Origin of the sequence: Luteitalea sp., assembly GCF_022842525.1 — a bacterium.
GTDB lineage: Bacteria > Acidobacteriota > Vicinamibacteria > Vicinamibacterales > Vicinamibacteraceae > Luteitalea.
The window spans coordinates 1-6,432 of sequence record NZ_JALHPM010000265.1 but is presented as its reverse complement, the minus strand read 5'-3'; the positions used below and the strand labels follow the sequence as shown (position 1 = coordinate 6,432).

Genomic DNA, 6,432 nt, shown 5'->3' with positions numbered 1-6,432 from the left:
CAGCGCGAGGTGCTGGTCCAGGTGAAGGCGGCGAGCCTGTGCCACTCCGATCTGTCGACCGTGAATGCCGATCGTCCGCGGCAGATGCCGATGGTGCTCGGCCACGAGGCCGCGGGCATTGTGGCCGAGGTGGGCCCCGGCATCACCGATCTGGCCGTCGGGGACCACGTGGTGATGGTGTTCGCGCCGAGCTGCGGCGAATGCGTGGCCTGCCAGGAAGGCCACCCCGGCCGTTGCGAGCCCGGGCAGAAATCCAACGGCGCCGGCACGCTGCTGGGCGGCGGCATGCGCCTCTCGCAGAACGGCCAGACGGTCTACCACCACGTGGGGGTTTCGGGATTCGCCGAGTACTGCGTGGTCAATCGCGGGTCGCTGGTGAAGATCGACAAACAGCTGCCGTTCGACGAAGCCGCGATGTTCGGTTGTGCCGTGCTCACCGGCGTGGGCGCCGCGCTGAATACGGCGCAGGTGTTCCCCGGTGCACGAGTCGCCGTGGTCGGGCTGGGCGGTGTGGGGCTCAACGCCATGTTCGGCGCGCAGGTGGCCGGCGCGAGCCAGGTCGTGGCCATCGACATCCACGACGACAAGCTCGAACTCGCCCGGGCACTGGGTGCGACCCACACCATCAACGCCAAGGACCCCGACGCAGTCGCCAAGGTGAAGGAGATGACGGCCGGCGGCGTGGATTTCGGGCTCGAGATGGCTGGCTCGGTGCAGGCCATGGAACTCGCCTACCGTGTCACGCGGCGGGGCGGCACGACTGTCACGGCAGGGCTGCCGCATCCGGATGCGCGCTGGCCGCTGCAGCATGTGAACCTCACGGCCGAGGAAAGGACCGTGAAGGGCAGCTATGTCGGCTCCTGCGTACCGCCGCGGGACATGCCCCGCTACATCGACCTCTACCGCAAGGGCAAGCTGCCGGTAAACAAGCTGCTGAGTGATCGCATCACGCTCGAGGAGATCAACGAGGGCTTCGACCGACTGGCCTCCGGGCACACCGTCCGCCAGCTCATCATTTTCTGACCCGCGGCGGCCTCCGGGCCGCCGAGTCGATTCTCCAGCCGGTGCCGCACCCCATGCATTCCGCTCCCGATCTCATCGAATTCGCCACCCGCCTGCTCGACCGCGCAGGCATGGCGCCCGACAAGTCTCCGACCATCGCCGAGGTGCTGGTGGAGGCCGACCTCATGGGTCACGACACCCACGGCCTCAATCTGCTCGCGCCGTATCTCGCGGACATCCGCAAGGGCGAGATGAAGACCGCCGGCGAACCCAAGGCCGTCGCGGACTTCCCGGCGGCGGTCACCTGGGACGGCGATCGTCTGCCGGGCACCTGGCTGGTCTGCCGCGCTATCGATCTCGCCCTGCCGCGTGCCCGCCAGTACGGCACCTGCACGGTCTCGATCCGGCGCGCGCATCACATCGCCTGTCTCGCCGCGTATCTCAAGCGCGTGACGGACCAGGGCATGGTGATCCTCCTCATGACGTCGGCGCCGGAGAACAAGTCGGTCGCCCCGCACGGCGGCCGCACCGGCGTGATCACACCGGACCCCATCGCGGCGGGCTGGCCTACCGCGGGCGATCCCGTGCTGATCGACGTGTCGACGTCCATCACGACCAACGGCATGGTGGGGCGTCTGTCGAAGGCGGGCGGGCGCCTGCCCGGCAAGTGGCTGGTGGATGCCGACGGCAACCCGAGCGACGACCCGAAGGTCGTGTCGCAGGAGCCCAAGGGCGCTCTGCTGCCCATCGGCGGCATCGAGTACGGCCACAAGGGCTACGCGCTGGGTCTCATGGTCGAGGCGCTTACCCAGGGTCTGGGCGGGCATGGCCGCGCGGACCCCATCGACGGCTGGACGGGGGAGGTCTTCCTGCAGATTCTCGATCCGGCCCTGTTTGCCGGCGGGGACGCCTTCGTGCGCCAGACCGAGTGGGTGGCGGATGCCTGTCGCAAGGCCGTTCCGCGGCCCGGCGTCGAGCGCGTGCGGCTGCCCGGTGAGGCCGGGCTGGCGCGGCGTCGCAAGGCGCTTGCTGACGGCGTGCAGCTCCACCCCGGCATCCTGGGCCAGCTCGAGCCCTGGGCGACTGAACTCGGCGTTCCGATGCCGCCCGAGCGCCCGTGAGATCCGCCGCGTCGCACCGCCTCGGCATCTTTCTGATGATCGGGGCGACGGTGTGCTGGGCGTCGGCGGGCGTCCTCGTCCGCACGCTGACGCTGAAGGACGCCTGGGAGATCACCTTCTGGCGGTCCTTCTTCATGGCACTGTTTCTCCTCGGCGTGATCGCCGTCCAGTATCGCGGCGAGGTGTGGTCCCGGATCGTCGCAACCGGACGGGCCGGGCTGGTCTCGGGGATGCTCTGGGCGATCATGTACGTCTGCTTCATCGTCGCGCTGTCGCTGACCACCGTCGCGAACACGCTGATCGTCTGCAGCATCTCGCCCTTCATGTCGGCGCTGTTCGGCCGCCTGTTCCTGCAAGAGCATGTCCCGGGGCGGACGTGGGCGGCCATGGGTGTGGCGGTCACCGGCATCGTGCTCATGTTCGTCGAGGGCGTGGGGTCCGAGGGCTGGTCGGGCATCCTGCTCGCCCTGGTGATCCCCGTGGCCTTCGGGATGAACGTGGTGCTCAACCGGCGGATGCATGCGACCGTTGACATGGTGCCCACCGTGTTCATCTCGGGCGTGTTCTCGTGCGCGATGACATTGCCGTTCGCGCTCCCGCTGGAAGCTGCCGGCAGTGACTTCGCGAATCTCGTGACGCTCGGCGTCGTGCAGCTGGGTCTGGGGTGCCTGCTGATGGTGGTAGCGTCCCGGCATCTGCGCGCCGCGGAGGTCGGGTTGCTCGCCGAACTGGAAACGGTGCTGGGGGTGGCGTCCACATGGGCGCTCGTCGGCGAGGCGCCGAGCCGCATGGCGCTCATCGGCGGCATCGCGGTGATCGTCGCCCTGGCGGCCGATACCTTGTTCGGGCTGACGCGTTCGCGGGGCAGTGTGGCCGTCACGCCGTGACGCTGGGGTTGTTGGCTCTTCGTGTCCCCGGAGTCGAGGCATCCGCCCCTCGTCCGGGTTGCGTAGCCCGGACGAGGCCGCCAGGCCGACTCCGGGGGGTCTTCCGACCTCCGCCTAAGTGCCACGCGCCGGTGAGTTCACCTGTCTCGGGTTCAGGAGTACCCTCGACTTTCCTCCCTCGCCAAGCCGGCCCGACCCATGATCCCGGACCCCAACGATCTCGCCGAACGCCTCGAAGCCTGCTACGCCGCTGCCGTGCACGACGTGCTCCGCGCGATGGGGCACCCGAACTGTGTCCTGCCTCCGGAAATCCGTCCCCTGGATCCCACTCGCAAGCTCGCCGGCGAGATCTTCACGGTGAGCGGGCATGTGGACAACACCCGCGACCCCCACGACACCTTGCTCGCCTGGACCGGTCTTCTTTCCAAGGCGCCCGCGGGCAAGGTGCTGGTGTGCCAGCCGAACACCTATTCGATCGCGCTGATGGGCGAGCTGTCTGCCGAAACGCTGCATTTCCGAGGCGTGCGCGGCTACGTCGTCGACGGAGGCTGCCGCGATACCGACTTCATCCTGAACCTGGGCTTCCCCGTGTTCTGCAGCTTCAACACGCCCAAGGACATCGTCGGCCGATGGGTGCCCGATCGCTTCGGGGAGCCGATCACCATCGGCGATGTCACCATTTCCAGTGGTGACTGGCTCCTGGCCGACCGCGATGGGGTGGTCGTGATTCCCGGCGCCATCGCGGCCGATGTCGTCGCCAGAACCGAGGCCACCCTGCTCACCGAGAACCGGGTGCGCACCGCCATCCTTTCGGGGATGGATCCCCAGGAGGCTTACCTCAAGTTCGGCAAGTTCTGAACCTGAAACGTATTCCGATCGAATAAGATAGGGCTTCAGTTGTACGGCCGGTGGCCGTTGACGCAGATGACCCCAACCGGCTATAACCCGGAAAGATGGTGGTCTCTTTCCATGAGCGAACAAGGAGTGCTCGCATGAAAATGATGTCCTTTGGGCGCGCGGCCGTAGCTGCAGCCCTGTTGACCGCACCGCTGATGACGCTGGCTGCCGGTGTCGACAACGTTGGCGCCTGCGGTCCCGGCTCCCGACTGTTCGAAGGCCAGAGCGGCATTGCTCCCCAAGTCCTGGCTGTCACGACGAACAATTTCTACGGCATCAATACTTTTGCCATGTCGTCTGGCACGTCGGGCTGCTCGCAGGACGGCAAGGTGTCGAGTGCCTGGAAGACGGCCGCCTTCATCGACGGCAACAAGGATCGTCTTGCGCGCGACCTCTCCCGCGGAACCGGCGAGTCGCTCGACTCCCTGGCACAGCTGCTGGGTGTGAAGGACCAGGACAAGGCGGCCTTCGTGCGCACGACCCGAGACAACATGGCGCGCATCTTCCCGAGCGCCCAGGCCTCCACGGACGAGATCCGTGCCGGTCTTCGCGCCGTGCTCGCTGCTGACGGGTCCCTTGCGGCCTACGCCGCCCGCGTCTGATCCGGTCGACCGCAACCACCCTTTTCAGGAGTCAGTACATGAAGCGCTCTTCATTGAATGCAGTTCTGGTCGCGGCCGCGATGGCTGCCCTTCCGTTCGCCGCCCAGGCCGGCGGCGATGACGATGTCGGCACCTGCGGCTGGGGTTCCAAGCTGTGGGACGGCCAGGTCGGTCTTGCCCCCAAGATCCTCGCCGCCACGACCAACGGCTCGTCCGGCAATCAGACCTTCGCCATCACGTCCGGCACCTCCGGCTGCACGCAGGACGGCACCGTGAAGTCCAACTGGAAGCTGTCGCACTTCATCGACGGCAACAAGGAAAAACTGGCCCGCGACATGTCCCGCGGCTCCGGCGAAACCCTGGATGCCCTCGTCCAGTTGCTCGGCGTGTCCGAGCAGGACAAGGCTGCCTTCGTTCAGTCCACCCGCGACAACATGGCGCGCATCTTCCCGAGCGCCGAAGCCTCCACCCAAGACATCCGCGTCGGTCTGCGTGAAGTCCTGGCGGCGAACGACAAGCTCGCCGGCTACGTCGCGCGCATCTGATCGCCCGACTGCGTTCGATCCGCACCCAGTGCGCAAGCACTGGGTGTTTTTTATTGTGGTTGGCGATCGCCGCCCTGGCGGTGGCGCACGCCCCCGTCAGGGCGGCCGACTACGCCGACGAACTCGTCGCCAAGGCCCGCGAACTCGGCCTGGCGAATACGCCCGAATGGCACCGGCTTGTCCATTACCGCACGACCTGGTGGCGCGGTGTGCGCAGTCAGGCGGATGACGCGGGTTTTTTCAATGCGCCGGACGGCAAGAGCAACCCCGGTACCGAACTCGACGCCACGCTGAGAGCGTTTTTCTCCGACCTGGAGGAGACCGACAAGCAGCAGAATCCGCAGTGCCGTTTCGTTGCACGCTATCGATGGCTGAAGAGTCGTCTCACTTTCGATCCCGCGCGTCTGCCGGAGCGAGGGTGCCCGCGCTTCGAGCGCTGGAGTGCCGACCTCGAACCGCAGTCGGTGACGCTTGTCTTCCCCGCGGCGTACATCAACAGCCCGGCTTCCATGTACGGCCATACGCTTCTGCGTATCGACGGGCGTGCACAGAACGATCGGACTCGCATCCTCGACTACGCGGTCAACTTTGCCGCGGTGACCGGAAACGACAACGGCATCGCGTTCGCGTGGCGCGGGCTCGCCGGCGGGTACGACGGCCGGTTCTCGATCACGCCGTACTACGTGAAGATCGCGGAATACAGCGACATCGAGAGTCGCGACATCTGGGAGTACCGGCTGTCGATCACGCCGACGGAGGCGCAGCGGCTGCTGGAGCACGCCTGGGAACTCGGCGCGACGCGCTTCGACTACTACTTCCTCGACGAGAACTGTTCGTATCAACTGCTGTGGCTGCTCGACGTGGCGCGCCCGTCCCTGAATCTGGTCGAGCGGTTCCCCGCATGGGTGATTCCGGCAGATACGGTGCGGGAGATCAAGGCGGTCCCGGGGCTCGTATCCGAGATCAAGTTTCGTCCGTCTCGCAGCACTCAGCTGTTTCACTTCGGTTCTCTGATGTCGGACGGCGATATCTCGCTGGCGAGGAGACTCGCCGACGATCGGATTTCGACCGACAGCCCGGAACTTGCACAACGACCGCCGGAGGAACGGGCGCAGGTTCTCGATCTTGCTTTCGAGACCCTCGACTTCGAGCGACTGTCCGGCGCCAAGCGCGGCCCGGCGCCCTCGGCCCGCCTGCGAGAGTTGATGCTTGCGAGAGCCAAGGTGGACGGGCCGCCCCCGCCCGAAGTGCCCATGCCAGCCGTGAGGCCCGACGAAGGTCATGGCTCTGCCCGGCTGAGTGTCGGCGGCGGCACGACAGCGGGCAACGGCTTTCAGGACATCCGCTTCCGCGGCGCCTATCACGATCTCATCGATCC

At 66.8% G+C, this 6,432-nt stretch carries 7 protein-coding genes; all 7 read left to right on the top strand.

Annotated elements, in window-relative coordinates; all coding sequences use genetic code 11:
* The coding region (locus Q0C41_RS28780; RefSeq protein WP_291990008.1) for a zinc-dependent alcohol dehydrogenase family protein at window positions 1-1,023 on the top strand (1,023 nt) is incomplete at its 5' end.
* A 53-nt stretch (window positions 1,024-1,076) separates the two neighbouring features.
* The gene (locus Q0C41_RS28775; protein WP_291990006.1) at window positions 1,077-2,123 is read left to right on the top strand and encodes an Ldh family oxidoreductase; all 1,047 of its coding nucleotides are present in this window, start codon (window positions 1,077-1,079) and stop codon (window positions 2,121-2,123) included.
* Complete coding sequence (locus Q0C41_RS28770; RefSeq protein WP_291990004.1) at window positions 2,120-3,010, top strand: DMT family transporter; 891 nt, start codon at window positions 2,120-2,122, stop codon at window positions 3,008-3,010. Before Q0C41_RS28775 ends, Q0C41_RS28770 begins: the two co-directional genes overlap by 4 nt.
* A 198-nt stretch (window positions 3,011-3,208) precedes the next feature.
* Window positions 3,209-3,868 carry a hypothetical protein gene (locus Q0C41_RS28765; protein WP_291990002.1) on the top strand — a complete coding sequence of 220 codons (660 nt, stop codon included), beginning with the start codon at window positions 3,209-3,211 and terminating at the stop codon, window positions 3,866-3,868.
* Window positions 3,869-4,002: 134 nt separating this feature from the next.
* On the top strand, window positions 4,003-4,509 hold the full coding sequence (locus tag Q0C41_RS28760; RefSeq protein ID WP_291990000.1) for a DUF3015 family protein: 507 nt from the start codon (window positions 4,003-4,005) through the stop codon (window positions 4,507-4,509).
* Window positions 4,510-4,547: 38 nt separating this feature from the next.
* Window positions 4,548-5,054, top strand: coding sequence for a DUF3015 family protein (locus Q0C41_RS28755; RefSeq protein ID WP_291989998.1), 507 nt, complete (start codon window positions 4,548-4,550; stop codon window positions 5,052-5,054).
* A gap of 59 nt (window positions 5,055-5,113) precedes the next feature.
* Window positions 5,114-6,432: DUF4105 domain-containing protein (locus tag Q0C41_RS28750; protein WP_291989996.1), on the top strand; the 1,319-nt coding region annotated here is incomplete at its 3' end.

What these genes read in the sequence shown, in the direction of transcription:
- Q0C41_RS28775 (WP_291990006.1), top strand. Translation starts at nt 1,077, where the DNA reads ATGCATTCCGCTCCCGATCTCATCGAATTCGCCACCCGCCTGCTCGAC.
- Q0C41_RS28765 (WP_291990002.1), top strand. Translation starts at nt 3,209, where the DNA reads ATGATCCCGGACCCCAACGATCTCGCCGAACGCCTCGAAGCCTGCTAC.
- Q0C41_RS28760 (WP_291990000.1), top strand. Translation starts at nt 4,003, where the DNA reads ATGAAAATGATGTCCTTTGGGCGCGCGGCCGTAGCTGCAGCCCTGTTG.
- Q0C41_RS28755 (WP_291989998.1), top strand. Translation starts at nt 4,548, where the DNA reads ATGAAGCGCTCTTCATTGAATGCAGTTCTGGTCGCGGCCGCGATGGCT.